The following is a 23,685-nucleotide window of genomic DNA, read 5'->3' as shown; positions in this document are numbered from 1 at the left end:
TTCGCCACGTTCCTCCCCCGCCCCTCAGGACCAGCGGAACAGCCGGGCCGCGCCGAGCCCGAACACCGCCAGGTATCCCACCAGCACGGTAGCCGACAGCAGGCTCGGCCAATGACCCGTAGTCGCCTCGTGCAGCGCCCGCTCCCCCGCGCCCAGCGGGGTGAAGTCGCCGACCCGCTGCAGCGCGGGCGGGAACACCTCGCGCGGGGTCCACAGCCCGGCGAAGAACATCGACGGGAAGAACAGCAGCGTGCCGATCGAGTTGCCGGCCTTGCCGCTGGGCGCCAGCGCCGCGATGAACAGTCCGATCGCGAATACGCCGAGCGCCGCGAGGAGATAAGCCAGGACGAATCCGGCCACATTCGACGGCAGCGGCACGTCGTAGGCGATCCGGCCGACCGCGACGGCCAGCGCGCTGGACACGATCGCGGTCAGCAGGGCCGCCGTCAGCTGGGCCGCCAGCAGCAGCGACGGACGGGCCGGCGTGGTGGCGAGCCGCTTCAGGATGCCCCGCTCCCGGTACGTGGCGAGCGCCATCGGCATCACCTGCAGGCCGAGCATCGCCACCGTCAGGGCCACCGCGATCCCCACGTACACGTCGATCACGCGCAGGCCGCCGAGGTCGGCCGACGGCTTCCGGAAGGCCGGGACGCTGCCCAGGATCACCACGAGCAGGGTCGGGGAGAACAGCGCGAAGAACGCCATCATCGGCTCGCGGCTCAACAGCTTGAGCTCGGTGACGGTCAGTTTGGCAAACATGTCAGTCCCTTCCCACCAGCCGGACGAACGCCTCGTCCAGGCCGGCCTGCTCGATCCGGAGGTCGTTCGCGATGATCTGGTGGGCGGCCAGCACCGAGGTGACCGCGTGCAGCAGGTTGCCGGTCCCGGCCACCTCGACCTGCTCGCCGTGCCGGCGCACCGCGGTCACCTCGGGCGCGGCCAGCAGCAGCGCGTCGTCGACCGGCGCCGACGGGCGGAACCGGATCCGCTGCTCGCCGCTGATTGCGGTGACCAGGCCGGCCGGGGTGTCCAGGGCGACGACCTCGCCGTGGTCGATCACGGCGAGCCGGTCGCAGAGCCGGGACGCCTCCTCCATGAAGTGGGTGACCAGCACGATCGTCACGCCGGTGTCCCGGATCGACTCGATCAGGTCCCAGGTGTCCCGGCGCGCCTGCGGGTCTAGGCCGGTGGTGAGCTCGTCGAGGATCGCGATCCTGGGGTTGCCGATCAGCGCGAGCGCGATCGAGAGCCGCTGCTTGCGTCCGCCGGAGAGCTTGGCGTACCTCGCCTTCAGCTGGTCGCCGAGGCCGAGCCGGTCGGCCAGCGCCCGCCAGTCGGCCGGCTCGGGGTAGAAGGTGCTGTACAGCTCGAGCGCCTCCCGTACGGTGATCTTGTCGGGCAGCCGGCTCTCCTGGAGCTGGACGCCGACCTCGCGGCGCAGCGAGACGTCGCGGGGTGGACGGCCGAGCACGGTGATCGTGCCGTCGTCCGGGGTGCGCAGGCCGGCCACGCACTCGACCGTGGTGGTCTTGCCGGCGCCGTTCGGGCCGAGGATGCCGAAGATTTCGCCACGCTCGACGGTGAACGAGACGTCTCGTACCGCGAGCGTGTCCCCGTAGCGCTTCCGCAGGTTCTTGACCTCGATGACTGGCATGCATCGAGCGTCGCGTGGATCGATCGCCGCCGAATCGACCGGCGGGCGAGCCTTTCGATCAACCAGTTGGTGGATGTGGTCCTACGACGCGACCGCCTCGGCGCCCTTCCGGCGGCCGGCGACCGCCGCGTAGACCGAGCCGACCTGGGCGGCGACCCGCTTCCAGGAGTACGCCTGGCGGGCGCGATCCAGCGCGGCCGTGGCGTACGCGAATCGGCGCACCTTGTCGTTGACGAGCCGGCGCAGCGCACCGCCGAGCGCCCGCGGGTCGCGGGCCGGCACCAGGTCGCCGGTCAGCCCGTCCACCACGGCCTCGGTCAGCCCACCCACCGCGGTGCCCACGATCGGCACGCCGCAGGCCATCGCCTCCAGCGCGGACGGCTCCAGCTCCTCCTGCCAGGGCGCGGCGACGAACAGATCGGCCGAGCGGTACCAGCGCGGCATGTCCGCCGACGGCACCCGCCCGATCAGCCGGAACCGGTCGGCGACCTGCAGTTTCTCGGCGAGCGCGCGCAGCCTGCGGGCGCCCGGGTCGGCGGGCAGCTGGTCGGGGGCCGGGCCGCCGACGACCACCACCTCGGCGCCGGGCACGAAGCGCATCGCCTGGACGACGTCGCCGAAGCCCTTGCGCTCGACCAGCTTGCCGACCGAGAGGATGCGCGGCCGCTCCGGGTCGCGGTCGACGGCCGGGCCCTCGGGGGTGAAGCGCTCGGAGTCGACGCCGGCGGGCACCACGGTCAGCTGCGTCCTCGGCACGCCGATCCGCACCAGGCCGCGTACCTCGTCCTGGGTCTGTACCACCACCCGGTCGACGGCGCGGCCGAGCGCTCGTTCGTATCCGGACCGCGACGGCTTGCCGTCGGCGGCCGTCTCGATCCGGCCGAGCTCGTGGAACGACTGCACCACGGGAATGCCCAGGCGGCGAGCGGCGGTGACGGCGGCCAGACCACTGGTCCAGAAATGCGCGTGCAGGACGTCCGGGGTCCACGCCGCGCCCCGCCACTGACCCTCGAGCCACCGGGCGAACTCGCCCATGTACGGCAGGAGCAGATCGGGCGGCACGACGTGCGCCGGGCCGGCCGGGACGTGTACCACGCTGATGCCGCCCGGCGTGGTGACCTCCTCGGCCACCGTCGGGTCGTCGCGGCGGGTGTAGACGCGCACCTGATGGCCGAGCTCGGCGAGCGCGGCGGACAGGTCGGCGACATGGGTCTGCTGGCCGCCGTCACCCAGGGGGCTGGCGTGCTCGGAAATCATCGCGATGCGCACGGGGTCCCTCCGGGTCGAGCGACGGTGACGCGGTGCCAGTGCCCGACACCCAAATCGGTAAACATCGCCACCCCGCAAGCTGCCGGAAAAATGCCCTATTCGTCCTGATCCGTACGCACGATCAGGGTGCCGACGGCAGCGCGGGCCCTAATCGCGTATCGGTCAGACGTATTGCTCCACCCCGGCGTCTGGGTGATCCCGGAGGTCCCCCACGGCAGGACGGCGGAGCCGACGCCCCGGTCGAGCTCGAGGCGCACCGGCCCGCCGGTCAGCACGAGGCTGCCGACGGCACCGTGCAGGGTGACCGGGACGGTGCCGGCCGGCGCCGGGAGATGCATCTCGAGCAGCCCGGAGGCGCCCAGGTCGACCCGTGCGAGGCGGCCACGGCGCAGGTCCAGCTGCTGCTCACCGGCCCCGGCCGGGAGGCTGATCGCCCAGCGTACGCCGCGGTTGAGCACGATGCGGACCTCGTCCGGCCCGTCCGCGCCGGTCGGCAGCAGGCGCGCCCGGACGACCCCGTTCCGGGCGGTCACGCGGGGTTCCAGGCCGGAGTCGCCGGCCGTGCTGATGCGGTAGAGCAGGCCGGGCAGGGTGGCCATGCTGACCTGGACCCGGGAGGCGGCGTTCTCGACCGTCAAGTACGCGCTGGTGCGATTCAGCAGCGCGCCCGCCGCCACGTGCTCCGGCAGATCGGCGGCCGGCGGGGTCACGGCCCGGGGCGCGCACCCTAGCAGACCGCTGACCAGGCACAACGCGACGAGCGTCCGGAACGTTGAGCCGCGGCGACGCAATACGGAGGGCACTATCGGACAACGGAGAATCGGCCGAATGGGTGACGGCGATCCGCCGTGATCACGACAAACTGGTCGAATGCGTTCTGCCGGATTCCTGTCCGACCGCCAGCGCCGGTTCGCCTGGCTCGGTTTTCTGCTGGCCGCCTTCCAGGCGCCGATCGCCGCCAAGGTCATCAACGATGCCTCCTGGCTCTTCGCCGTGGTCGTGGCGCTGGTCGTGGCCACCGTGATCCTGGCCGACGATGCGCAGCGCCGGCGTCCCACCGCCGCCAAATAGCGTTCAACCGGGCTGCACCTGTCGGGCCACCCGTTCGCGAACCCGGGCTCCGTAACTTTTCTTTCCATGAATGGCCTGTTCAGCGGCGCGGCCGCCCGTGCTGCCCTCCGTTCCGCCCAAGCTTGCCTCGCCGAGCTTCACGACACGGTGGGAATCGCCGGCCTCCACGCCGCCGACGCCAACCCGGGCCTGATGGCCCTCGTCGACCAGCATTCCGCCGGCGTCCGCGACAGCCTGTCGGCCGACGTCCGGCCGCTGACCGCGGTGGTCCTCGCGGCGTACGCCGAGGGGGTGCGGGATGCCGCGTTCACGCACGGCTGGCACCCGCCGGAGGAGCCGTTCAACTGGGCCGAGGACGACTGGGTGATGCGCCGGCTGCTCGCCGTGTGCGCGCTCGCGCGTACGCTGCCCGACCCCGGCTGAGTCACGAAACGATCGCTACAGGCTGTCCGTTCGTTCGGGCCGGCACCGGGTCTCCGGTGCCGGCCCTTGACGTACCCGACCAGAAGACCTCCCGTCAAGAATCGGACGGACGGAGGGCGGGGGATCGTCCGAATGGCCGAGTGCGGTTACGCTTTTGGTCATGGCCAGGTCGGGTGGGGTGAGCTCCTCGATGGTGCCGACGCTGCCCGCACAGGCCCAGCCGGAGCAGCAGAGCTGCGCCGATCTGGTGGCCGCGACCGACTGGTCGGCGACCGCGCTCGGGCGGCGTGACGACTGGGACCCGGCTGTCGCCGCCACCGTCGAGCTCGTGCTGTCCTGCCCCATGCCGATGGCCCTCAGCTGCGGCGACGGCTTCGTGCTGATCTACAACGACGCGTACGCGGACCTGATCGGCGCCCTGCATCCGGCGGCGCTGGGCCGCCCGGCGGCGGAGACCTTCGGCGACCTGTGGCTGGCCCCCGATGGGCCCGGCGGCATGATCGAGGAGGTCTACCGCAGCGGCCGGCCGTTTCTGGAGGCCGAGACGCAGCTGACCGTGGCGCGGACCGAGGGCAGCCGCCCCGAGCAGGCGTTCCTCACCCGCGGCCACTCGGCGGTCCGCGATTCCCGGGGCGCCGTCGCCGGCGTGCTGACCGTCGCCGCGGTGACCACCCAGGTGACCCGCCGCCTGCAGAACCTCGGCGAGCTGACCGCCCGGCTGGCCGGCGCGCTGACCATCGACGACGTGGCCCGGGTGGTGCTGGGGTACCTGACCGACTCGTTCGACGTCGACCACTGCCTGTTCGCGGTCGACGACGGCACCGCGTTCCGCTCGGTCCGCCGGATCCGGGGCGAGGTGCTCGACGAGGCCGACGAGCGCCTGCCGCCGGTGTGGAAGCCGCTGCCCGACGACGACCGGTGGCCGCTGATCGCCGCGGCGCGCGAGGGCCGGCCACTGTTCGTGCCGGACGGCGAGCCGCTCGGCGCGGTGGCGGCCGACCGGCACGAGCGCCGAATACGGGCGCTGGCCGCGCTGCCGCTGCACACCCCGTCGCTGACCGGCGCGCTGAGCATCGGCTACCGCGACCCGCACACCTGGCTGCCCGCCGAGCGAGCGCTGCTGAGCGCGGCCGCCCAGCTGGTGGCGCAGGCCGCCGAGCGGGCCCGCCGGTTCGAGGCCCAGCACGGCACCGCCCAGCTGTTGCAGCGCAGCATGCTCCCGGAACACCTGCCCGAGCTGGAGCGGTTCCGGATCGCCGCCCGGTACGCCCCCGGGGTCGACGGCAACGCGGCCGGCGGCGACTTCTACGACGCGTTCCGGCTCGCCGACGGCCGGCTGGCGATCGTGCTGGGCGACGTGGCCGGCCACGATGTGCGCGCCGCCGCGGTGATGGGCCAGGTGCGGGCCGCGCTGCGGGCGCTGGCGCTGACCAACGCCGAGCCGCCGGCCGTGCTGACCGGGCTCGACCGGCTGGTCGGTTCGCTCGGCGCCGAGTCGCGCAACGAGGAGATCTTCGTGACCGTCGTGTACGGGGTGCTCGACCCGGCCGACGGCACGATCACGCTGGCCAGCGCGGGTCATCCGCCGCCGGTGCTGCGCCGCGCCGGGCTGGGCGGCGAGCCGCCCACGGCCGAGCTGGTGAAGGTGCCGCCGGGGGCGCCGCTCGGGCTGGGCGGGCGCTGGCAGACCGGCCAGGTGCGGCTGGAGCCGGGCGACACGATCATGCTGTTCAGCGACGGGATGGTGGAGCGGCGCGGCCGGTCGCTGAACGAGGGGCTGGACGCGCTGGTGACCGCGGCCGCGACCGCGACCAGCGGCGACCCGCGCAACCTGTGCTCGCTGGCCACCGCGGCGGTGCCCGGCCCGCCGACCGACGACGACGTGGCGGTGCTGGCGGTCGAGCGGGCGGTGGCCCGCAGCCGGTCGGACACCATGCGGGTGGCCCCCGAGCCGACCGGGCCGAGCCGGGTACGCCACTGGATGACCGCCCGGCTGCGCGAGTGGAACGTCCCCGAGCCGGTGATCGCCTCGGCCGTCCTGTGCACCAGCGAGCTCACCACCAACGCCCTGCTGCACGCCGGCACCCCGGCCCAGGTGGAGATCGACCTCAATGCCGATCGGCTGCTGGTCTCGGTCGCCGACACCGGCACCCGGGGCAGCGTGATCCGCACCCGCACCGACGGGATGGGCAGCCTGTCGAGCCGCGGCCGGGGCCTCGGCCTGATCGAGGAGCTCAGCGACTCGTGGGGCACGGACCCCTCGGTGCGGGGTTCGACGGTGTGGTTCGAGCTCTTGGTCAACTCCACTGTCGACTGATCGCCTGTTTAACGGTCGCGTTACATTCGAATCCTCAACCAATCACCTTGAGTAACTGAAACACGCGCTAAACCGGGCATTGAACCCTTGGGTAGTGACGAAGCGTATTGGGTGCCGTAAGGTGTTCAGGAGTCGGGACATCCAACTTGGAGCGGCGAATGCGGATCAGAGGCTTTGCGCCATCGACCCCTTGCTGGGTGGAGTTGACCACCTCGAACCCGGCTCGGGCGGCCCGTTTCTATGGGGACCTGTTCGGCTGGGAAGTCGACGGCGATCACTTCCTGCTGGACGGCCGCGCGGTCGCCGGCCTCACCGGGAGCCGGCCCGACCGGCCCGACGGATGGCTGACCTACCTGGCGGCGCCCGATCTCGACGAGACCGTGGAACGGGTGCGCTCGGCGTACGGCCGGCTTCTGACCCGCCCGGAGGAGCGACCCGGCGCACGCAGCACGATCGTCGCGGACGCCGACGGCGCGAGGTTCGGACTCTGGCAGGCGACCGGGTTCGCCGGCTGCCAGGTCCGCGGCGAGCCCGGCACGATGGCCTGGTCGGACCTGCTGACCGACGACGTGGCCGCGGCGACCGCGTTCTACGGCTCGGTGTTCGGCTGGACGCTGACCCACGAGTTCGGCAGCGGCGAATGGCTGTCCGAGGCGCACGACTCGGTCGCCGGCGTGATCTCCGGCCGCTACGACCGTCGCTGGCAGCCGTCCTTCCAGGTCGCCGACTGCCCGGAGCTGGCCGACCACGTGGGACGACTCGGCGGCCGGGTGACCGCGGGCCCGATCGAGATGGGCCTCGGCCGCTACGTCGAGATCGTCGACCCGTCGGGCGCACCGTTCGCGATCACGGCACCGCTGCCCCGCCCGGTCGAGCTCTCGGTGGCCTACAACGACATCATCGGCCTGGAGCTGACCTACGGCGGCTCGGCCGCCTTCTGACCCAAGCTCTTCGCGTTTCCCTTCCGCGCTTTTCCCGTACGAGCGTCCGCCGAGTCCCCGGCGCGCCCGGGCCGCCGGCTGCAGCGACAGCTCCGACCCCGGCCGCCGGGCGGGCCCGGCCCAAGCTCGGCACACCCCGGAGTGCCCGGCCGCCCGCGCGCAGGCCATGCAGGACAACCCGGCGGCCGCGCGCGGAGGGTGACCAACGACGGCGCGAGGCGCTGCATCGGGGACTTTTCTCTCCCGTACGTGGAAATGGTTTTGCGCTTCTGTCAACCGGGGTTGACGCGGCCGAGATGTCAACGTAGGTTGACAGCATGACTGAGGCAACCGACCTCGCCGCGGCGGCCGGCAGCGCCGATCCCCGGGTTGGCCTGCGCGCTGTCGTCGCGCTGCGCCGCCTGCTCGAGGGGCTCGAGCATCTGCAGGTCGCCAACGCTCGCCGCAACGGCTGGTCCTGGCAGGAGATCGCCGACGCGCTCGACGTGACCCGCCAGGGCGTCCACAAGAAGCACGCGCACCTGATCCCGGCGCGCGACCCACGGGAGGGCTGAGATGTTCGAACGGTTCACGACGGCCGCACGGGAGGTCGTCATCAACGCTCAGCAGGAGGCTCGCCGACTGGGCCATCCCTACATCGGAACCGAGCACGTGCTGCTCGGGCTGATCCACGACGAGCAGGGCACGGTCGCTCGGCTGCTGCGCCCTGCGGGAGTCGTCCCGGCCGCCGTCCGCACCGACATCCAGGGGCTGGTCGGCGACAAGTTCGAACCCGACCTGTCGTTCACCGAGACCGACGCCGAGGACGCGGCCGCGCTCAAGGCGATCGGCATCGACCTCGCCAAGGTGCGAGCCGCGATCGAGGCGAGCTTCGGCGCCGGCGCGCTCCAGCTGTCCCGGCCGTCGCCCCGCCGGCGTGGGCTCTTCGGGCGGCGCAGCGGCGGTCACATCCCGTTCACGAGCCGGGCGAAGAAGGTGCTCGAGCTGTCGCTGCGGGAGGCGATCCGGTTGAAGCACAACTTCATCGCGCCCGAGCACATCATGCTCGGCCTGCTGCGCGAGGGCGAGGGCCTGGCCTGCCGGATCCTGGCCGACCACCAGGTCGACTTCGCGCAGTTGCGGATCGAGCTGGCCGACTCGATCCGGAACGAGGCGGCGTGACTCAGCCGCGGAAGTAGATGCGGAGCTGGTGGCCGTTCGCGGTGTGATGCCAGCCGACGTCGCCGAGTACGTCGATCTCCGGTCGGCGCTCGAGCCAGTCGGCGGCCATCGCGAACGCCTCCGCCGGGGTGCGGCCGACGAACGAGACCCGCCGCTCCCACTCCTCGATCACCCGGGCGCCCGGCCCGGTGATCACCGCGGTCCGGCCGACCCGGCGGCCGTTGCGGACGGCCTGCACGAACCAGTCGTCGACGTCCTCGTCGTGCTCGACCGCCCAGCCGTCGAAGCGATCGAGGTCGTTGGCGATCGCGTTGCGGGCGCAGTTGAGGGCGGCGTCCAGGGTGGCGAGCTCGATCTCCTCGCCGTTGTACTCCACTCGGTACGCCATGGCGCCGTCCTCCCGGCCGAGGGTTGATGATAATGGCACGATGCGTGTGCTCGTGACCGGAGCGGCCGGTCTGATCGGCACCGCGGTGCTCGCTCACCTGGCCGAACGCGGCATTCCGGGCACCGCGCTGGTGCTCTCGCCGACCCCGGGGCTGCTCGCCGATCGGGTCGTGGCCGGGAACGCGGCCGACCCGGTGGCGGTCGATGCGGCGCTGCGCGACGTCACGGACGTGATCCATCTGGCGGCGATCCCGACGCCGACGCACGACCCGGGCGAGGTGGTGTTCGGGCAGAACACGCTCGCCACGTTCACCGTGCTCGACCGGGCCGGGCGGGCCGGCGTTTCGCGCGCGGCCATTGCCAGCAGCTACGCGATCTGCGGGCTGCCGTTCGCGCGCAAGCCGCTGCGCATGCCGTACCTGCCGGTCGACACCGCGCTGCCGTTGCAGATCACCGACCCGTACGCGCTGTCGAAGCAGGTCGACGAGGCGACCGCGGCGATGATCCATCGACGGTACGGGATGAGCGTGGTGGCGTTGCGGCTGCCGTTCGTGGGGACGGCTGCCGGACGGCTGCCCCGGCGGGCGGCGGAGTTCGCCGAGGAGCCGGGGTGCGGCGCGGCCGACGTCTGGAGCTACCTGGACGATCGGGATGCGGCGCGCGCTCTGGTGGCCGCGTTGCGGCCGTCCGTGGCCGGAAGCCATGTCGTGTACGTGGCCGCGCCGTCGACGCTGGCGCCGCAACCCACGGAGTGGCTGGTGAACGAGTTTCATCCGGGGGTGCCTCGGCCGGTCTTTCCGGGCCGGTCGGTGCCGATCGATCTGGCGCCCGCGCGGGACCTGCTGGACTTCGAGGCAAAATTCCTTTTCGAGGTACGCGGATGATCCCGCCCTGGTCCGCGCCGGATGTCACGATCACCGGGGTACGGACGATCGTCACCGCACCGGAGGGCGTCAATCTCGTCGTCGTCCGGCTCGATACCTCTACGCCTGGGCTCTACGGTCTGGGCTGCGCCACTTTCCACCAGCGCTTCGCCGCCGTGGTGGCTACGCTGTGCACCCACCTGGCGCCGCTCGTGATCGGCCAGCGCGTCGCCGACATTTCCGAAATAAGCCGTATGTTGCATTTCTCGGGTTATTGGCGGGATGGGCCGGTGCTGAACAGCGCTCTGTCCGGGGTGGACATGGCGCTGTGGGACATCGCCGGCAAACGGGCCGGGATGCCGGTATACGAACTGCTCGGCGGCCGGCTGCGCGGCGACGTTCCGGTCTACCTGCACGCGTCCGGCGAGACCATCGCAGAAACCATCGAGCACGCGGCGGCTCTGATCGACGCCGGCTTTTCCCATGTACGCCTGCAGACCGGTCAACCGGGTCTCGGCGCCTACGGCGCGCCGGGCCGGCCCGGCGGGTACCCGGACGCGCCCTACCCCGACGGCTGGAGCGTGCGGCACTACCTCGCGCAGACGCCGCGCCTGTTCGCCGCCGCCCGCGACCGGCTCGGCGACGACGTGGAGCTGCTGCACGACGTGCACAGCCGGCTCACCCCGAAACAAGCGGTCACGCTGGCCCGCTCGCTCGAGCCGTACCGTCTCTACTTCCTGGAGGACCCGGTCGCGCCCGAGCACTACGATCGGCTCCCTTCGGTGCGGGCCGCATCGCCGGTGCCGATCGCCTGCGGCGAGCTCGCCGTCTCGGTCGCCTCAGCGGCGCGACTGGTGACGTCGGGCGGCGTCGACCTGCTGCGCTGCCATGTCTCGGCGATCGGCGGCCTCACCCCGGCCCGCAAGCTCGCCGACCTGTGCGAGCTGTCCGGCGTGCAGACCGCGTGGCACGCCCCCGCCGACGTCTCCCCGGTCGGCGCGGCCGCGAACCTCGCGCTCGACCTGGCCAGCCCCGCCTTCGGCATCCAGGAGGGCCACGTCTACCCGGACATCGTCCACGAGATCTTCCCCGGCACGCCGGTGGTCGCGGCCGGCTACGCGCGCCCGTCGGCCGCGCCCGGCTGGGGCGTCGACCTGGACGAGAGGCTGGCCGCCGAACATCCCCCGGTGCTCGGCGGGCACGAACGCTGGGCCGCCACCGTACGCCGCCCGGACGGCGCGATCGAGGCACCCTGAAACGTGAATCGGGGGCGTACCTTCGATGCATGAGCATGCGGTGGTGGTCGATCGAGGTACGCGACGGGGTGCTGCCGGCGCAGCGCTGGAAGGACGGCTACGGCGAGGCCCTCCTCGAAGCAGCCATCACCAACGGCGCGCGGCGCTGGGAGTGGACGGTGATCCCGGGCGGGGTGGTCCTGGAGGTCGCCTTCCGCGAGTCGGAGGAGTGGGACCGTTTCCGGGCCCTGCCGGTGGTGACCGCGGCACTGGATGCGACGCCCGACCCGGTCAACGGCCTGTACGTCTATCCCGGCCGGGGCGGGAACGCGTCGGCCCGGTCGCCCAAGCGCAAGCCCCGGCCGACCGGCGCGGGCGCGGCAGCGGTGCCGATCCCGGTGGAGCCGCCGGTCGTCGCCCGACTGGCCGAGGCTCTGCCTCCCTCGGAGCCGATCGTAACCACGCCCCCCGCCGAACTGCCGACGCCGGCCCACACCCTCCAGCCGGCCGCCTGACCCGGCGTCCTCAGCTGCGCGCGTCGGCGGCCCATCGTGGACTTCCGGCTGCGCCGCTCAGGGGTTGAGGCGAAGGCGCATGGCCGGGTCGGGGGTGCGGGTGAAGCCCAAGGAGCGGTACAGGGGCTCGGCCTCGGCGGAGGCTCGCAGGTCTATCTTGCGCACGCCCTGGGCGCGGAACCACTCCAGCAGCGCGGTCATGCACTGGCGGGAGAAGCCTCGCCTGCGCATGTCGGGGTCGGTGGCGACGCTGAAGACGTAGCCGCTTCGGCCCTCGGGGTCGCCGGGGGCACCCAGGCGGTGCTCGATCGTGCCGACGGCGCAGGCGGCCAGGCCGGTGCCGTCCGGGCGGTCCACCACGAACGCCGCCAACGTCGGTGACGACAGGCGGGTGGTCAGGGCCTCGTGGGACGGGGTTCGCCAGGCGTCGTCCCAAATGGGTGGGTTCATGCTGGTTAGCAGCACGGCGCGTAGGCGGACCAGTTCGTCTGCGTCATCGGGGGTCGCGGGACGGGCAATCATGGCACGGAAGTTATCGGTGGGGGCGCGCGCGGCGCAGCCAATATCCATTAACGTCCCAGCATGCTCCGAGCCGTGGGGTTGCTTCCGGCGCTCGTCTGGGGCGTGGTCGCAGCCTTCTGGCGGCCGCGCGGGCCGATCTTTCCCGTGGAGGCGCTCGTCATCATCGCGGTCAGTGTTGCGATCGGGGTGGTGGCGGGGCGGGTCTATCGGTCGCGGGCGGCGATCTTCTGGGCGCCGGTGCTGTTCGCGGCGGCTGCGGAGATCACCCGGATCGGGTTTGCCGGGCCGACCGTGGACTATCCGCGGCCGACCTATCTCGGGATTCTCGCGTTGACCGTGGGTCGTGGGTTCACCGCGCTGATCACGCTGCTGCCGATGGGTGTGGGCGCCGCCTACGGGGCCGGGTCCCGGCGGCACAGCCGCAGCGCCTGGCGGTTTGTCGGGCGCTTCGTGGCCGGCGTCCTCGCGCTGGTGGTGATCGCGATCGCGGGGGCGGTCGCGCTGCCGGGGCGGGTCGCGCCGATCACCGGCGGGGTCTCCGATCTCGCGTACGCGGGGAAACTCGGCCTGATGATCCGCGGAGCGCGACCGGATCTGCCGGTCCTGCTGTTCGTCCCGGATCTGCCGGGCGGGTCGGAGCTGGCCGCGATGCGCGACCGCCTGGGGTCCCTGGAGCAGCGGTTCCTCGTCGTGACGATGGATCGGCGCGGTGGCGGTCGATCGTTCGGCGACCTTGATCCGGTGCCGACGTTCACGCTGGACGACGAGACGCACAACGTGCTCGCGGCCGCCGACTACCTGCGCGCCCGGTTCCGGCAGGACAAGATCTACCTGGTGGCGCACGGCGGCGGGACGGTCCCGGCGACCCTCGCAGTGCAGGAGCAGCCGGCCGATTTCCGGGCGTACGTCGGGGTCGCGCAGGTCGCCAACCCGGCGGCCAGCGATCGCGGCCAGTACGACGACACGCTCGCCTGGGCGCGGTCGCACCGCGACACCCGGCTGGTCACCCAGCTCACCCAGGCGGGCCCGCCGCCGTACGCCGACATCTACGGGTACGAGCCTCTGCTGCTCGCCGAGGACCGGGTGTACGGGTCGGGCAACGACGCCGCGCTGGCCGCCAACGCCCGGGCCCCCGAGCTGTCGACGCTCGAGAAGATCCACGTGCTGTCCGGTTTCCTGGACTCGTTCGACGCGTTCTACCCGCGGACCCGCGACGTCGACTTCAAGGTCCAGGTGCCGGCGCTGTCCGTGCCGGTCTACTTCGTCTCCGGCGATCGCGAGGTGCCCGCGCGCGTACGGGATCTCGGGGTGTGGTTTTCCGGGTTGCAGGCGCCGCACAAGGAGACCCTGACGCTCAGGAACGCCGGTCATCGGTCGATGTTTGATCAGCCGGCCGCGTTCGCGGGTGTGCTGGCCCGCGTGGTGGCGGGGCCGTGACGCGTGGCACTTGTTATTTAAGATTTGAAGGAGTTAGAGTCTCGGTATGGCCGATCCGCTGACCGAGGACGAGCAGCGCGCCTGGCGCTCGTTCATCGAGAGTTCGTGGGCGCTGCACACGGTGCTCGAGGACGACCTGCGCGCCCAGACCGGCCTCAGCATGAACGACTACCACGTCCTGGTCCACCTGTCCGAGGCGCCCGGCCGTCGGCTGCGGATGGGCGAGCTGGCCGCCGCGCTGTGGTTCTCGCCCAGCCGCGTCACGTACCAGATCAACTCGATGGTCAAGCGGGGCCTCGTGGTGAAGCAGCCCTGCCCCGAGGACGGCCGGGGCCAGGAGGCCGTGCTCACCGACGCGGGACTGACCGCGCTCGAGGCGGCCGCCCCGCTGCACCTGGTCACCGTCCGGGACCGGTTCATCGACCGGCTCGACCCCGACGAGCTCGAGATCGTCCACCGGGTTTTCGAAAAAGTGAGGAAGGCCTGAGATGCCCGCCATCACCGTCGACGACGTCCTCGTACTGCCCCGGCTGCCGGAGCTCGCCCCGACCACGGAGTTCCGGGCGGTCCGCCGGCTCACCACCGCACCGTCCGGATACGAGGGCGAGGGCTTCCCGGTACGCCGCGCCTTCGCCGGCGTGCCGGTCGGCGAGCTCGACCCGTTCATCCACCTCGACCAGATGGGCGAGGTCGACTACGCGCCCGGCGAGCCGAAGGGCACGCCCTGGCACCCGCACCGCGGCTTCGAGACGGTGACGTACATGATCGACGGGATCATGGATCACCAGGACTCGCTCGGCGGCGGCGGCACGATCACCAACGGCGACACCCAGTGGATGACCGCCGGCCAGGGCATCCTGCACATCGAGGCGCCGCCGGAGCACCTGGTCGCCAGCGGCGGCCTGTTCCACGGCCTGCAGCTGTGGGTGAACCTGCCCCGCGCGGCCAAAATGATCACTCCGAAGTACCAGGACATCCGCGGCAAGCAGTCGACGCTGCTCACCACGCCGGACGGCGGCAGCCTGATCCGGGTGATCGCCGGGGAGATCGCCGGCCACGCCGGACCGGGCTCGACCTTCACGCCGATCAACCTGGCGCACGTGTCGCTGCAGCCGGGCGCCCGGCTCGACCTGCCCTGGCAGGCCGACTACAACGCGCTGGTCTACGTGCTGGCCGGGCGCGGCACGGTCGGCGTCGACCGGCGGCCGGCCCACATCGGCCAGCTCGCGGTGTTCGGGCCGGGCGAGGCGATCCGGGTCGAGGCGGACCGGTCGCAGGACTCGAACGTCCCGGCGATGGAGCTGTTCGTGATGGGCGGGCGGCCGATCCGGGAGCCGGTGGCACACTACGGGCCGTTCGTGATGAACACCCGGGAGGAGCTGCTCCAGGCCTTCGAGGACTTTCAGAAGGGTCGTCTCGGAGTGATCCCGGCCGAGCGGATCCCGCACACCTGAGGTCCGACCTAGGATGACGGCATGACCGACGAGAGCACGGCCGAGCGCCTACGGCAGGAACTCAAGGACGTCGAGCAGGAGCTCGCCGAGCTGCGCCGGGTCGGCGGCGACGCCGCGGCTCGGCGCGGGCAGGACAGCGACACCTCGGAGGGCTACATCGAGCCCGAGGACATCGCCACCGAACTGACCGGTATCGCCGAGAACGAGGCGATCATCGACACGCTCGAGCAGCGGCGCGACCGCATCCAGGAGAAGCTCGACGCCCTCGGCTGAGCCGCGTCCATCAAGGACTCGGGGACACCGGGACTCAGGGGCGCAGCGGCCAGCTCAGCGTCAGCACCCGCTGCACCAGCCGATCCACGTACGCCGAGGTCAGCGGGCCCATGCCGAGCAGGGCCCGCAGGCACATCGGCGCCACGATCTGATCGACCACGTCCAGCGCCTCGGGCGGGTGCTCGCCCCGCTCCCGGGAGTGGTCGAGGATCTCCTGGAGCCGGCGGCCGCGTTCGACGACGTAGGCGTCCCGCGCCACGGTGGACGAGGCGACCGCACGGCGCAGCTCGGCCAGGCCGCCGGGCTCGCTGACGTCACGGACGACCGCGTCGGCATAGTCGCGCAGGTCCTGCTCCAGGCATCCGGTCTCGGGAGCACGCACCCCCATAGCCGGAAATTTACCCTTTTTCAGGCGGCCTGGGCCAGGAACTCCAGCATCACCTGGTTCAGCAGGTCGGGGCGCTCCAGGCCGGGCAGGTGACCGGCCCAGGGCAGCTCCAGCCGCTTCGCGCCCGGCAGCACCGACGCGAGGTCGTCGGCGATCCGGCGGAAGTCGGGCAGGTCGTGCGCGCCGGTGACCAGCAGCGTGCGGGCGGTGACGTCGGCCAGGTCGTACTCGTAGGTACGCTGTTGCGGGTCCTCGTCGACGCCCCACTGGACGTCGTAAATGTGACGCTGCATCACGCGTACGGCCGCATGGGTCTTTTGATCTGCTTCGGGACCCAGCCACCGGACCGCGTTGAGCTCGGCCGCCCCGTCCAGGTCGCCGGCCTCGAGCAGGGCATCCTCCCGCTCGCCGAACGCCCGCAGCTCCGGCCCGCGCTCGAAGCCGGACACCGCGGTGCAGAGCAGGAGCAGGGCGGACACCCGCGACGGCCATCGGGCGGCGATCTCCAGCGCGACGCGGCCCCCGCCGGACGCCCCGACGATCGCGAAATCGCCGGCCGTCGACGCGGAGAGCACCGCCATGACGTCGTCGGCATCGTTGTAGAGACCGGTCGGCAGCGGCGAGTCGCCGAACCCGTTCAGGTCGCAGCGGATCGCCCGGAAGCCGGCCTCGACCAGCGCCGGGACCTGCGGATCCCACATCCGCCGGTCGACCACCGTGGAGTGCAGCAGCAGCACGGCCGGGCCCTCGCCGGCCACCTCGTAAGCAATCGTCATCGCCGCCGACGCTAACCACCGGGGGCGTCGCACCGCACCCCAATTACCCGCGAACATCACTTAGGCTGTCCGCCATGGGACAGATCGAGCGATTCGCCGACCTGGTCGTACGGGCCGGGGTCAACGTGCAGCCGGGGCAGGGCGTCGTGATCGACACCGACACCGCCCATCTCGAGATCGCGCGGGCCGTGGTCGAGGCCGCTTATCGGGCCGGCGCCGCCTGGGTCGAGACGAATTGGACCGATGGGCCGATGCAACGCTCGGCCGTCGACCACGCGAGCGTCGAGGACCTCAGCCGCAGCCGGCCGTGGGCGCTCGCCCGGACCGAGGAGTGGGCCGAGGCCGGGGTCGCCTCGATCTCGCTGGTCGGCGACGCGAACCCGCATCTGTTCGACGGCGCCGACCCGAAGAAGGTCGCCGCCCGCCGCTGGGAGGAGGCGCAGGCCCGGCGCCGCGCGCTGTTCGGCCGGATGCGCTGGAGTGTCGTCGCCGCGCCGAACCCGGGCTGGGCCGAGCAGATCTTCGGTGAGCCGGACGTGGATCGGCTGTGGGCGGCGGTCGGCACCGCGATGCGCCTGGACACGCCCGACCCGGCGGCCGAGTGGCAGCAGCGGTCGGCGACCCTGGCCGAGCGGGCCCGGCAGATGGACGCGCTGGAGCTGACCGAGGTGCGCTACCTCGGCGAGGGCACCGACCTGACCGTGGGGCTGCCGGCGAACGCGCGGTGGACCGGCGGCGGCATGGTCGACCCGAACGGCATCGCGTACCTGCCGAACATCCCGACCGAGGAGGTCTTCACCAGCCCCGACCGGCGGCGCGCCGACGGTGTAATCCGGGTGACCCGGCCGATGGTGATCGCCGGGCAGCTGATCACCGGCCTGCGGGTCACCTTCCAGGACGGCAAGATCACCGAGGTGTACGCCGACGAGGGCGCCGACGTGATCCGGGCGCAGGTCGCCACCGACGAGGGATCGTCGCGACTCGGCGAGGTCTCGCTGGTCGACAAGGAGAGCCGGATCGCGAAGGCGGGCATCGTCTTCCAGAACACGCTGTTCGACGAGAACGCCGGCTGCCACGTGGCGTGGGGGCAGAGCTTCCCGTTCGCGGTCGAGGGCGGCATGGCGATGAGCGAGCAGGAGCGCGCCGAGCTGGGCCTGAACGTGTCCGGCGTGCACACCGACGTGGTGGTCGGCGGCGCCGGCATCACGGTGACCGGCACCGGGCCGAAGGGCACCGTCGACATCATCCGCGACGACGAGTGGGTGCTCTGACCGGCATGCGGGTGCTGGTGCTGGGCGGCACCGGATTCGTGGGGCGGGCGATCGTCGAGCGGTTGCTCGCCGACGGGCACGAGCCGGTGCTGTTCAACCGCGGCCACCACCGGGAGATGTTCCCGTCCGTCGAGCAGCTGATCGGTGACCGATACGCCGGGGACTTCGCGGCGCTGTCGCGCGGCACCTGGGACTCGGCCGTGGACGTCACCTCGTACCTGCCGCGGGACGTCGCGCAGGCGATGGACGCGGTCGGGGATCGGGTCGGGCGGTACCTGTTCATCTCCAGCCACGTGGTGATCGACGGGGCCGGGCCGGGGTTGCGCGAGCCGGTCCGGGACGCCGCGTGGCCGCTGACCGACGAGACGTACGGACCGTCCAAGGTGGCCTGTGAGCAGGATCTGGTGGCGCGGCTCGGCCCGCGGGCCACGATCGTGCGGCCGTGCAAGGTGGCGGGGCCGCACGATACGCAGGAGGGTTTGACCCACTGGGTGCGGGCCGCGGCGAAGGGCGGGCGGATCGAGCTCGCCGCCGATCCGTCGCAGCCGGTTCAGCTGGTCGACTCCCGTGATCTCGCCAGGCTCGTGATCACCCTGCTCACGGCGGACAAATCAGGCGCCTACCTGGCCGCGGGTCAAGAAACGGACTTCACCGGACTTATCAGGATTTGCGCTGAAGCGGCCGGCACGGCGGTGGAGATCGTGCCGAGCCCGGGCGGGAAAGTCCCCCTGATGAAACCGAAAGAGCTGTGGGACACCCTGCACCGCACCCCCGCGCCGGAGATGCTCCCGCTGACCCCGTTGCCGGCCACGGTCCGCGACGTCCTGGCCTGGGATCGCCTCAGACCATGAACAGCATTCCGCCCACCCCGAGCAGGACGATCAGCAGGACCGCGATGAGCAGGCCCTTCTCGGCGGTGGCGGCGACGGCGACGGTGGCGTTCTCGGGGATCGGCTCGCTGGTCATGGCTGGTCCCTCCGGGTTGTGCTGCCAGGGTGCGGGTGCCCGTCAAGGGGCTTAACGTGAGGGCGTCGTCGACCTCGGAAGGGCTGCCTTGGACTGGTTCCTCAGTGAGCAGGAGCGCGGCAACCCGGACTCCTCCATACCCACCTGGTGTGCGGGAAACACGGTTGAACCGCTCATTCACGGAATAACGTATTTTGACCGCCTGGCGACCGAGGTGGACAGCCTCCGTGCGGGTGACCACCTGTTCTTCACCGATTGGCGTGGTGACCCCGACGAGCTGCTGCGACCCGACGGCCCGCGGGTCGCCGCCCTGTTCGCGGCGGCCGCTCGCCGCGGCGTGGTCGTCAAGGGTCTCCTGTGGCGGTCGCATCTGGACAAGCTGGCCTACAGCGAACAGGAGAACCGGAACCTCGGCGACGAGGTGCGCGCGGCCGGCGGTGAGGTGCTGCTCGATCAGCGGGTGCGGCGGGGCGGCTCCCATCACCAGAAGCTGGTGGTGCTCCGGCATCCCGGCGACCCGGCCCGCGACGTGGCCTTTGCCGGGGGGATCGATCTCTGCCACAGCCGTCGGGACGACGAGTCGCATCGGGGTGATCCGCAGCCGGTGCGGATGTCCCGGGCGTACGGGCCGAATCCCCCGTGGCACGACGTTCAGCTCGCTCTGCGGGGCCCCGTCGTCGGCGCGCTCGACCTGACCTTCCGGGAGCGCTGGACCGATCCGGCCCCGCTCGACCAGCACGGCCCGATCGCCACCCTGGTCGACCGCCGCAAGCACGCCGATCCGCACGCCGGACCACTGCCGCCTCAGCCACCCGACCCACCCCCGTGCGGCCCGCTGAACATTCAGGTCCTCCGAACGTATCCGGCGATGCGGCCGCGGTACTCATTCGCGCGGGATGGGGAACGCACGATCGCCCGCGCCTACACCAAGGCCATCCGCAACGCCCGGCACCTGATCTACCTCGAGGACCAGTACCTCTGGTCGACGGAGGTCGCGGAGCTCTTCGCCGAGGCGCTGCGCGCCACACCCACCCTGCACCTGATCGCCGTGGTCCCGCGCCACCCCGACGTCGACGGCCGGCTGTCCCTGCCGCCCAACGAGATCGGCCGCGAGCAGGCGCTGCAGGTCTGCCGGACGGCCGCCAGCGACCGGGTGCACGTCTTCGACCTGGAGAACCACGCCGGCACGCCGGTCTACGTACACGCCAAGGTCTGCGTCATCGACGACACCTGGTGCAGCGTCGGCAGCGACAACTTCAACCGGCGCTCGTGGACACACGACAGCGAGGTCTCCTGCGCCATCCTCGACGAGACCCTCGACGACCGCCCGCCGTCGGGACAGGCCCGCCGCTTCGCCCGCGACCTGCGCCTGTCCCTGATGCGCGAGCATCTGGACCGCGACGACGGCGACGACGCCGACCTGCTCGACCCGATCTCGGCGGTCCGGGTCATCACCGAGTCCGCCGACCGCCTGCGCGCCTGGAGCGAATCCGGCCGAACCGGGCCTCGCCCGCCGGGCCGAGCGTTTCCCTACACCGCCCGGCCACTCCCCTGGCACCAGCGCATCTGGTCGCTGCCGGCCTACCGCTGGCTCTACGACCCCGACGGCCGTCCCTGGACGGCCCGCCGCGCCAAGACCTTCTAGAACAGCACCCGGCGGGCGTCGGCCAGCACCGCGGGCGACGTTATCGGCTCCCAGGTCGGGAAGACCGAGCGGAAATAGTCGCCGGCCTTCTCGGCGATCTCCGGGGAGCGTTCGTAGACGTCCAGCTCGTTGACGATGCTCAGGTCGGCGAAGGCGCGCAGCTGCGCCGGGGCCGGCGCGGCGCTGTTGCCGGTGAAGCGGCTCCAGATCAGGCCGGTCGACGGGAGCGCTCGCCAGGTGCGGCCCCGGTCGCAGCCGCCGTACCGGTAGACCAACTCCTCGGCCTCGGTCCCGATCAGGTCGCGCAGGACGGACCGGTCGACGACGTCGAGCAGCACGACGGGGAACCCGTCCGTCCCGTAGGCGGCGTGGGTGAGGGCGGCCAGGCACTCCGTCTCGGACGCGCCGTGCACCGACAGCCGATCCGCGACCCGGCCGAGGTGCTCGTAGAGCGAGCCCCCAGCATGCGGAATCGACTCGGCGCCCCGCGCGCGCAGCCACTCCAGCACGGCCTCTTTCATCGACGCTCCTCCCCCATCAGGTCGGCCATCCGTTCATCGCAGGGACCAGGCATCGGGGACCCAGATCGGCGACGACGGATCGCCGGTGCGGGTCAGCGCCACCTGCCACGCCCGCATCGGGGGCCGGCCCAGCGCCGTCCAGCGGTCCAGGATGTCCACCGCCAGCGACGCGTAGGCCGCCGCCTCCGCGCCACCGGCCAGCACGCTGCCGTCGGGCAGGAGCAGGGCGCCGCCGGTGCCGGTCGCGTCGAGCAGAGCCAGGCGGCTCTGCTCGGTGTCGGGGAGGATCGCGTGGGTGGCTCGCCGGGTCTGGCAGCCGGCCGCGTACCAGAGATCGCGGTAGACCACGTCGTCCAGCGGCGGGTCGAAGCGGGCGGGCGCGGCCTCGGACATCCCGGTCAAGGCGCCGGCCGCCACCGGGGGCGGGAACGCGCCCGGATGATCGGCACCGAGCGGGCCGGACGCGTGCATGAAGCCGGCCCCGCAGATCGGCGTGGCGGTGACCGGGCCCTCCGGCGGGCCGCTCACCCGCAGCACCGGGTCGGTGCCGGCGTGCACGACCGGGGCGAGCACGAAACCGCCCGGGTCGAGCTGCTCGAGCCAGTGCGGGGAGACGCCGCCGATCCCGACGGTGACGATCACCCGGTCGAAGCGCGACCCCGGCACGCCCCGATAGCCGTCGGCGTGCTCGACCCGTACGCCCGCAATGCCGGCCCGAGCCAACGCCGCGCGTGCCCGGACCGCCACGTCCTCCTGCACGTCGATGCTGGTGATCGTCGCCCCGAGCGAAGCGAGGAGGGCGGCGTTGTAGCCGGTGCCCGCGCCGATCTCCAGGATGCGCAGGCCGGGTGCGACCCGCAGGCCCAGGATCATCAGGGCCATCAGCGACGGCTGGCTGGACGAGCTGATCGGCACCCGGCCGTCGACCTTGGTGATCAGCACGTCGTCGCTGTAGACGACGCTCAGAAACTCCGGGTCGGCGGGGTGCACCCAGCTGCCGTCGCGGCGCTGGAAGCCGTCCGGCACGAACGCCTCGCGCGGCACGCTCGCGAACGCCGCGGCCAGCTCCGGCGGGAGGTCGAGGCCGCCCCGCCGGATCTGGTCGAGATAGTCCTCGCGCGGACCGGTCACCCCTTCACGATAGAGGCGGCCACCGCGTCGGACAGACAGGCCGGGACGTCGTCGCGGTGGTAGGGCCATTCGGTGGGTTCGATGGCGTCGAGGAACCCGGCATAGACGACGGCGAACCGCAACGCGGCGATCGGCCGCATCAGCTGGGCGGAGCGCAGCGGCCGGCTGCCGGGTTGCGCTTTCTCCCAGCGGTACGCCCATCGCTCGATCACCGGTTCGGGCGCGTCGAGACGCTCGGTCAGCCGGAGTATGTCGATCGCCGGGTGGCCGATCACGCAGTCGCCCCAGTCCATGGTGGTCAGCCGGCCGGCGTCGTCGGTGCGGACGTTGCCCGGGTGCAGGTCTCCGTGCACGAGCGTGTCCGGCAGCCCGCACTCGTCGACGGCTTTGAGCCGCCCGGGTAGGTCGTCGATGAGCTCGGCCAGCCCGTCGACGGTGTCGAAGTGGGGCGCCGCAACCCGGCGAACCCGCTCCACGTCGATCCGCCCGTCCGGGATCGCCGCCAGATCGGCCGCCCGCCCGGCCGCCGCGACCTGCACCGGGTGGAACGCCTCGGCGATCCGCTCGCAAAGCTCGGCGTCGCCGCCGTAGCGATCGTCGCCCTCGACGTGGGCGAGCAGCATCCGCCCGTCCGCCCCGGCCGCGAGCAACGGCGGCACCAGGCCCGGCGCCAGCGAGTCGACCAGGCGCAGCGCGGCCGGCTCGTGCCCGAAGAACGACGGCACCTGCTTGAGCCAGGCCACCGTCCGGCCACCGTCGTCGAGCCGCCAGATCGACGACAGGTTCCAGGTGCGCATCTGCTTGGCGGTCACCGGTCCGAGCACGCTCCGGGCCCACGCCAGCGAGGCCGCCGGCCCACCCGGCTCGGCGTACGGCGCCCGCCGCGGATCCGGCCCGAGGTCGACGTCGACCGGCCGCAGCCCGGCGACGGGCACCGCCGTCTCGGCCAGGTACGTCACCTCCCGCCCGTCGACGGAGAGCAGGCGCAACACCGGCCGCCGCTCGTCACCGAACTCGCCGACCTCCTGCCACCACGGCGTATCCACCTCGAACGGCGGCATCGCCCCCAGCACCTTCCCGTCCCCGGTGACGAGAACCAGGGTCACCAGCCGGGAGCTCACTTCTTCGGCGGCAGGGTCGCGACGTGCGCCTTCGCCAGCGCGACCCACTCGTCCAGCACCGGGTCGTCGAGCACCTCGCCCGCCACCAGGATCCAGCCCGGCATGCTGCGGCCGCCGACCTCGAACGGCCGCACCCCCGCCCGCCCGGCCACCGACGCCGGGTCGATGCGCACGATCAGCTCGTCGGCGTGCACCCCGACCGTCATGTTCCCGTTCGTGAGAAAGGCCAGACCGCCGAACATCTTCTTCGCGGTCACGGCCGGATCGTCCGCGAACCGCTCGCGCAGCCGCTCCGCCAACGCCTCGTCATAGGCCATGCCGCACATTGTCACCCGGTCGCCGCT

Annotated in this window: 29 protein-coding genes and 1 pseudogene; 17 read left to right on the top strand and 13 right to left on the bottom strand. The window is 72.1% G+C overall.

Annotated elements, in window-relative coordinates:
* Nucleotides 1-24 precede the first annotated feature (24 nt).
* From ODJ79_RS13590 to ODJ79_RS13575, 4 genes are all read right to left on the bottom strand, one after another.
* Nucleotides 25-759, bottom strand: a complete 735-nt coding sequence (locus ODJ79_RS13590) for an ABC transporter permease (protein ID WP_263023771.1) — start codon at nucleotides 757-759, stop codon at nucleotides 25-27.
* A gap of 1 nt (nucleotide 760) precedes the next feature.
* Nucleotides 761-1,654, bottom strand: coding sequence for an ABC transporter ATP-binding protein (locus ODJ79_RS13585; protein ID WP_263023770.1), 894 nt, complete (start codon nucleotides 1,652-1,654; stop codon nucleotides 761-763).
* 81 nt (nucleotides 1,655-1,735) lie between these two features.
* Entirely contained in the window at nucleotides 1,736-2,923 is a 1,188-nt protein-coding gene (locus ODJ79_RS13580) for a glycosyltransferase (RefSeq protein WP_263023769.1), read from the bottom strand.
* Between the two features lie 95 nt (nucleotides 2,924-3,018).
* Nucleotides 3,019-3,633: a hypothetical protein gene (locus ODJ79_RS13575; RefSeq protein WP_263023768.1), complete on the bottom strand. Its 615-nt coding sequence runs from the start codon at nucleotides 3,631-3,633 to the stop codon at nucleotides 3,019-3,021.
* Between the two features lie 160 nt (nucleotides 3,634-3,793).
* On the opposite strand from ODJ79_RS13575, the gene ODJ79_RS13570 reads away from it, so the two are divergent.
* From ODJ79_RS13570 to ODJ79_RS13540, 7 genes and pseudogenes are all read left to right on the top strand, one after another.
* Nucleotides 3,794-3,994 carry a hypothetical protein gene (locus tag ODJ79_RS13570; RefSeq protein ID WP_263023767.1) on the top strand — a complete coding sequence of 67 codons (201 nt, stop codon included), beginning with the start codon at nucleotides 3,794-3,796 and terminating at the stop codon, nucleotides 3,992-3,994.
* Between the two features lie 66 nt (nucleotides 3,995-4,060).
* Nucleotides 4,061-4,417 (top strand): DUF6401 family natural product biosynthesis protein, encoded by a 357-nt coding sequence (locus ODJ79_RS13565; protein WP_263023766.1) that lies wholly within the window; start codon nucleotides 4,061-4,063, stop codon nucleotides 4,415-4,417.
* A 160-nt stretch (nucleotides 4,418-4,577) separates the two neighbouring features.
* Complete coding sequence (locus ODJ79_RS13560) at nucleotides 4,578-6,734, top strand: SpoIIE family protein phosphatase (protein ID WP_263023765.1); 2,157 nt, start codon at nucleotides 4,578-4,580, stop codon at nucleotides 6,732-6,734.
* Nucleotides 6,735-6,931: 197 nt separating this feature from the next.
* Nucleotides 6,932-7,675, top strand: a complete 744-nt coding sequence (locus tag ODJ79_RS13555; protein ID WP_263023764.1) for a VOC family protein — start codon at nucleotides 6,932-6,934, stop codon at nucleotides 7,673-7,675.
* A gap of 317 nt (nucleotides 7,676-7,992) precedes the next feature.
* Nucleotides 7,993-8,229 carry a hypothetical protein gene (locus ODJ79_RS13550; RefSeq protein ID WP_030438712.1) on the top strand — a complete coding sequence of 79 codons (237 nt, stop codon included), beginning with the start codon at nucleotides 7,993-7,995 and terminating at the stop codon, nucleotides 8,227-8,229.
* Nucleotide 8,230: 1 nt separating this feature from the next.
* A pseudogene (locus tag ODJ79_RS13545) lies at nucleotides 8,231-8,416 on the top strand (Clp protease N-terminal domain-containing protein); the annotation flags it as partial.
* A 105-nt stretch (nucleotides 8,417-8,521) separates the two neighbouring features.
* Nucleotides 8,522-8,836, top strand: coding sequence for a Clp protease N-terminal domain-containing protein (locus ODJ79_RS13540; RefSeq protein ID WP_411267314.1), 315 nt, complete (start codon nucleotides 8,522-8,524; stop codon nucleotides 8,834-8,836).
* 1 nt (nucleotide 8,837) lies between these two features.
* Here ODJ79_RS13540 and ODJ79_RS13535 read toward each other — a convergent pair whose 3' ends face one another.
* On the bottom strand, nucleotides 8,838-9,224 hold the full coding sequence (locus tag ODJ79_RS13535) for a hypothetical protein (RefSeq protein ID WP_263023763.1): 387 nt from the start codon (nucleotides 9,222-9,224) through the stop codon (nucleotides 8,838-8,840).
* A 40-nt stretch (nucleotides 9,225-9,264) separates the two neighbouring features.
* Here ODJ79_RS13535 and ODJ79_RS13530 point away from each other — a divergent pair, with 40 nt between their 5' ends.
* The 3 genes from ODJ79_RS13530 to ODJ79_RS13520 are packed head-to-tail and all read left to right on the top strand — an operon-like array spanning nucleotide 9,265 to nucleotide 11,836.
* Complete coding sequence (locus ODJ79_RS13530; RefSeq protein WP_263023762.1) at nucleotides 9,265-10,107, top strand: NAD-dependent epimerase/dehydratase family protein; 843 nt, start codon at nucleotides 9,265-9,267, stop codon at nucleotides 10,105-10,107.
* A complete protein-coding gene (locus ODJ79_RS13525) occupies nucleotides 10,104-11,342 on the top strand; it encodes an enolase C-terminal domain-like protein (protein WP_263023761.1) in 1,239 nt (412 codons plus the stop codon). Before ODJ79_RS13530 ends, ODJ79_RS13525 begins: the two co-directional genes overlap by 4 nt.
* 29 nt (nucleotides 11,343-11,371) lie before the next feature.
* Entirely contained in the window at nucleotides 11,372-11,836 is a 465-nt protein-coding gene (locus ODJ79_RS13520; RefSeq protein WP_263023760.1) for a hypothetical protein, read from the top strand.
* A gap of 57 nt (nucleotides 11,837-11,893) precedes the next feature.
* On the opposite strand, the gene ODJ79_RS13515 is transcribed toward ODJ79_RS13520, so the two are convergent.
* Entirely contained in the window at nucleotides 11,894-12,358 is a 465-nt protein-coding gene (locus tag ODJ79_RS13515; RefSeq protein ID WP_263023759.1) for a GNAT family N-acetyltransferase, read from the bottom strand.
* 60 nt (nucleotides 12,359-12,418) lie between these two features.
* Between ODJ79_RS13515 and ODJ79_RS13510 the strand changes: the two genes are divergently transcribed.
* The 4 genes from ODJ79_RS13510 to ODJ79_RS13495 are packed head-to-tail and all read left to right on the top strand — an operon-like array spanning nucleotide 12,419 to nucleotide 15,522.
* Nucleotides 12,419-13,795 (top strand): alpha/beta fold hydrolase, encoded by a 1,377-nt coding sequence (locus ODJ79_RS13510; RefSeq protein WP_263023758.1) that lies wholly within the window; start codon nucleotides 12,419-12,421, stop codon nucleotides 13,793-13,795.
* Between the two features lie 46 nt (nucleotides 13,796-13,841).
* Nucleotides 13,842-14,282 (top strand): MarR family winged helix-turn-helix transcriptional regulator, encoded by a 441-nt coding sequence (locus ODJ79_RS13505; protein WP_263023757.1) that lies wholly within the window; start codon nucleotides 13,842-13,844, stop codon nucleotides 14,280-14,282.
* Nucleotide 14,283: 1 nt separating this feature from the next.
* Nucleotides 14,284-15,249, top strand: coding sequence for a pirin family protein (locus tag ODJ79_RS13500; RefSeq protein WP_263023756.1), 966 nt, complete (start codon nucleotides 14,284-14,286; stop codon nucleotides 15,247-15,249).
* A 21-nt stretch (nucleotides 15,250-15,270) separates the two neighbouring features.
* Nucleotides 15,271-15,522 (top strand): hypothetical protein, encoded by a 252-nt coding sequence (locus tag ODJ79_RS13495; RefSeq protein WP_263023755.1) that lies wholly within the window; start codon nucleotides 15,271-15,273, stop codon nucleotides 15,520-15,522.
* 34 nt (nucleotides 15,523-15,556) lie between these two features.
* On the opposite strand, the gene ODJ79_RS13490 is transcribed toward ODJ79_RS13495, so the two are convergent.
* Both ODJ79_RS13490 and ODJ79_RS13485 read right to left on the bottom strand, forming a co-directional pair.
* Complete coding sequence (locus ODJ79_RS13490) at nucleotides 15,557-15,910, bottom strand: TetR-like C-terminal domain-containing protein (protein ID WP_263023754.1); 354 nt, start codon at nucleotides 15,908-15,910, stop codon at nucleotides 15,557-15,559.
* A gap of 20 nt (nucleotides 15,911-15,930) precedes the next feature.
* Entirely contained in the window at nucleotides 15,931-16,686 is a 756-nt protein-coding gene (locus ODJ79_RS13485) for an alpha/beta fold hydrolase (RefSeq protein WP_263023753.1), read from the bottom strand.
* Nucleotides 16,687-16,760: 74 nt separating this feature from the next.
* On the opposite strand from ODJ79_RS13485, the gene ODJ79_RS13480 reads away from it, so the two are divergent.
* Together ODJ79_RS13480 and ODJ79_RS13475 are read left to right on the top strand one after the other, a co-directional pair.
* Entirely contained in the window at nucleotides 16,761-17,957 is a 1,197-nt protein-coding gene (locus tag ODJ79_RS13480; protein ID WP_263023752.1) for an aminopeptidase, read from the top strand.
* Nucleotides 17,945-18,808, top strand: a complete 864-nt coding sequence (locus ODJ79_RS13475) for an NAD-dependent epimerase/dehydratase family protein (RefSeq protein WP_263023751.1) — start codon at nucleotides 17,945-17,947, stop codon at nucleotides 18,806-18,808. The genes ODJ79_RS13480 and ODJ79_RS13475 overlap by 13 nt, the downstream gene beginning before the upstream one ends.
* On the opposite strand, the gene ODJ79_RS13470 is transcribed toward ODJ79_RS13475, so the two are convergent.
* Nucleotides 18,798-18,923: a hypothetical protein gene (locus tag ODJ79_RS13470; protein WP_263023750.1), complete on the bottom strand. Its 126-nt coding sequence runs from the start codon at nucleotides 18,921-18,923 to the stop codon at nucleotides 18,798-18,800. The two genes, ODJ79_RS13475 and ODJ79_RS13470, sit on opposite strands and share 11 nt — an antisense overlap.
* Before the next feature lie 88 nt (nucleotides 18,924-19,011).
* Here ODJ79_RS13470 and ODJ79_RS13465 point away from each other — a divergent pair, with 88 nt between their 5' ends.
* Nucleotides 19,012-20,568: a phospholipase D family protein gene (locus tag ODJ79_RS13465; protein ID WP_263023749.1), complete on the top strand. Its 1,557-nt coding sequence runs from the start codon at nucleotides 19,012-19,014 to the stop codon at nucleotides 20,566-20,568.
* Here ODJ79_RS13465 and ODJ79_RS13460 read toward each other — a convergent pair.
* The 4 genes from ODJ79_RS13460 to ODJ79_RS13445 are packed head-to-tail and all read right to left on the bottom strand — an operon-like array spanning nucleotide 20,565 to nucleotide 23,658.
* Nucleotides 20,565-21,089, bottom strand: a complete 525-nt coding sequence (locus tag ODJ79_RS13460) for a DUF6817 domain-containing protein (RefSeq protein ID WP_263023748.1) — start codon at nucleotides 21,087-21,089, stop codon at nucleotides 20,565-20,567. The two genes, ODJ79_RS13465 and ODJ79_RS13460, sit on opposite strands and share 4 nt — an antisense overlap.
* A gap of 33 nt (nucleotides 21,090-21,122) precedes the next feature.
* Entirely contained in the window at nucleotides 21,123-22,220 is a 1,098-nt protein-coding gene (locus ODJ79_RS13455; RefSeq protein ID WP_263023747.1) for a protein-L-isoaspartate O-methyltransferase family protein, read from the bottom strand.
* Nucleotides 22,217-23,341 (bottom strand): phosphotransferase family protein, encoded by a 1,125-nt coding sequence (locus ODJ79_RS13450; protein WP_263023746.1) that lies wholly within the window; start codon nucleotides 23,339-23,341, stop codon nucleotides 22,217-22,219. Before ODJ79_RS13450 ends, ODJ79_RS13455 begins: the two co-directional genes overlap by 4 nt.
* A complete protein-coding gene (locus tag ODJ79_RS13445) occupies nucleotides 23,338-23,658 on the bottom strand; it encodes a TfoX/Sxy family protein (RefSeq protein ID WP_263023745.1) in 321 nt (106 codons plus the stop codon). The genes ODJ79_RS13450 and ODJ79_RS13445 overlap by 4 nt, the downstream gene beginning before the upstream one ends.
* Nucleotides 23,659-23,685 lie beyond the last annotated feature (27 nt).

Origin of the sequence: Actinoplanes sp. KI2 (assembly GCF_025630775.1) — a bacterium.
Classification (GTDB): Bacteria; Actinomycetota; Actinomycetes; order Mycobacteriales; family Micromonosporaceae; genus Actinoplanes.
This window is presented reverse-complemented; position numbering and strand designations above follow the sequence as displayed.

Bases quoted from the DNA above. Each gene is read 5' to 3' on its own strand.
- ODJ79_RS13485 (WP_263023753.1), bottom strand. From the start codon at position 16,686: ATGACGATTGCTTACGAGGTGGCCGGCGAGGGCCCGGCCGTGCTGCTG.
- ODJ79_RS13590 (WP_263023771.1), bottom strand. From the start codon at position 759: ATGTTTGCCAAACTGACCGTCACCGAGCTCAAGCTGTTGAGCCGCGAG.
- ODJ79_RS13505 (WP_263023757.1), top strand. From the start codon at position 13,842: ATGGCCGATCCGCTGACCGAGGACGAGCAGCGCGCCTGGCGCTCGTTC.
- ODJ79_RS13570 (WP_263023767.1), top strand. From the start codon at position 3,794: ATGCGTTCTGCCGGATTCCTGTCCGACCGCCAGCGCCGGTTCGCCTGG.
- ODJ79_RS13535 (WP_263023763.1), bottom strand. From the start codon at position 9,224: ATGGCGTACCGAGTGGAGTACAACGGCGAGGAGATCGAGCTCGCCACC.
- ODJ79_RS13530 (WP_263023762.1), top strand. From the start codon at position 9,265: ATGCGTGTGCTCGTGACCGGAGCGGCCGGTCTGATCGGCACCGCGGTG.
- ODJ79_RS13460 (WP_263023748.1), bottom strand. From the start codon at position 21,089: ATGAAAGAGGCCGTGCTGGAGTGGCTGCGCGCGCGGGGCGCCGAGTCG.
- ODJ79_RS13500 (WP_263023756.1), top strand. From the start codon at position 14,284: ATGCCCGCCATCACCGTCGACGACGTCCTCGTACTGCCCCGGCTGCCG.
- ODJ79_RS13565 (WP_263023766.1), top strand. From the start codon at position 4,061: ATGAATGGCCTGTTCAGCGGCGCGGCCGCCCGTGCTGCCCTCCGTTCC.
- ODJ79_RS13585 (WP_263023770.1), bottom strand. From the start codon at position 1,654: ATGCCAGTCATCGAGGTCAAGAACCTGCGGAAGCGCTACGGGGACACG.
- ODJ79_RS13445 (WP_263023745.1), bottom strand. From the start codon at position 23,658: ATGGCCTATGACGAGGCGTTGGCGGAGCGGCTGCGCGAGCGGTTCGCG.
- ODJ79_RS13515 (WP_263023759.1), bottom strand. From the start codon at position 12,358: ATGATTGCCCGTCCCGCGACCCCCGATGACGCAGACGAACTGGTCCGC.
- ODJ79_RS13495 (WP_263023755.1), top strand. From the start codon at position 15,271: ATGACCGACGAGAGCACGGCCGAGCGCCTACGGCAGGAACTCAAGGAC.
- ODJ79_RS13470 (WP_263023750.1), bottom strand. From the start codon at position 18,923: ATGACCAGCGAGCCGATCCCCGAGAACGCCACCGTCGCCGTCGCCGCC.
- ODJ79_RS13550 (WP_030438712.1), top strand. From the start codon at position 7,993: ATGACTGAGGCAACCGACCTCGCCGCGGCGGCCGGCAGCGCCGATCCC.
- ODJ79_RS13520 (WP_263023760.1), top strand. From the start codon at position 11,372: ATGAGCATGCGGTGGTGGTCGATCGAGGTACGCGACGGGGTGCTGCCG.
- ODJ79_RS13510 (WP_263023758.1), top strand. From the start codon at position 12,419: ATGCTCCGAGCCGTGGGGTTGCTTCCGGCGCTCGTCTGGGGCGTGGTC.
- ODJ79_RS13525 (WP_263023761.1), top strand. From the start codon at position 10,104: ATGATCCCGCCCTGGTCCGCGCCGGATGTCACGATCACCGGGGTACGG.
- ODJ79_RS13490 (WP_263023754.1), bottom strand. From the start codon at position 15,910: ATGGGGGTGCGTGCTCCCGAGACCGGATGCCTGGAGCAGGACCTGCGC.
- ODJ79_RS13560 (WP_263023765.1), top strand. From the start codon at position 4,578: ATGGCCAGGTCGGGTGGGGTGAGCTCCTCGATGGTGCCGACGCTGCCC.
- ODJ79_RS13480 (WP_263023752.1), top strand. From the start codon at position 16,761: ATGGGACAGATCGAGCGATTCGCCGACCTGGTCGTACGGGCCGGGGTC.